This is a genomic window from Candidatus Protofrankia californiensis (assembly GCF_900634765.1).
In the GTDB taxonomy this organism is placed as follows: domain Bacteria; phylum Actinomycetota; class Actinomycetes; order Frankiales; family Frankiaceae; genus Protofrankia; species Protofrankia californiensis.
In genome coordinates this window covers 1-867 of the sequence record NZ_CAAAFT010000252.1, presented here as the reverse complement: position 1 = coordinate 867, position 867 = coordinate 1, and the positions used below count along the sequence as shown (strand labels likewise).

Annotated in this window: 1 pseudogene; it reads left to right on the top strand. The window is 73.8% G+C overall.

Annotation, left to right across the window (positions count from 1 at the left end):
* Positions 1–98: 98 nt before the first annotated feature.
* A pseudogene (locus DD1DGNOD_RS13565) lies at positions 99–867 on the top strand (alpha-(1->3)-arabinofuranosyltransferase domain-containing protein); the annotation flags it as partial.

Genomic DNA, 867 nt, shown 5'->3' with positions numbered 1-867 from the left:
CCGCAGGCACGGCCATCACAGGTACGGCCATCACAGGCGCAGCGCCGATACCGGGCGCAGCGCCCGCGGGTACGTCAGGCGCGGCGCCCGCTCCGGCGGTGGCGGTCACCGGCTCCACGGCAACCTCGTTCGGGCTGCGGGTCACCGGCGCGCAGCCCGGTCGGCCGTTCTGGCTGGTGCTCGGCCAGAGTCTGTCCGCCGGCTGGAAGGCGACCTCGGGCGGCACGGACTACGGCCAGCCCATGCTCGTGGACGGTTACGCCAACGGCTGGCGGATCATCCCCACCGCGGCCGACTTCGACGTCCACCTGGCCTGGGCTCCCCAGCAGCTGGTGTGGCGTGCCCTGGCGGTCTCCGGCACCGCGCTGGTGTCGGGCGCCGTCCTGCTGGTGGTGACGGCACGACGGCGCAGGCGAACGGTCCGGGGTCCGGCCGCGCCGCCGGATCTGCCGATGTTCGAACCGCTGGCGTCCCGCGCCGCGCGCGTCCCCGTCGCGATCGCGGTCGTGCTGGCCGCTGCCATGGCCCTGGCCGCGCTGGTGCTGGTGAATCCGGTCGCGAGCATTGCCACCGGTGTGGGCACGCTGGCCGCCATGGTGGTGCCGCGCGGCCGGCTCCTGCTGCGGATCGTCCCGGTGGGCCTGCTCCTGGTCAGCGTGGGATATGTCGTCCAGGTCCAGGTCCGTCACGACCTGCCGGTCAACGGGGAGTGGGTCCAGGCCTTCGACAAGATCGCAACGGTCTCCTGGATCGCGGTCCTGCTCGTGGCCGCCGAGGTGGTTGTCACAGTCGCACAGCGTCGCTACGGGAAGGCCACCGCCGGCGCCTGCGCGCAGCCGCCCGCGCCGGCTGTGCGCATCCCAGCGG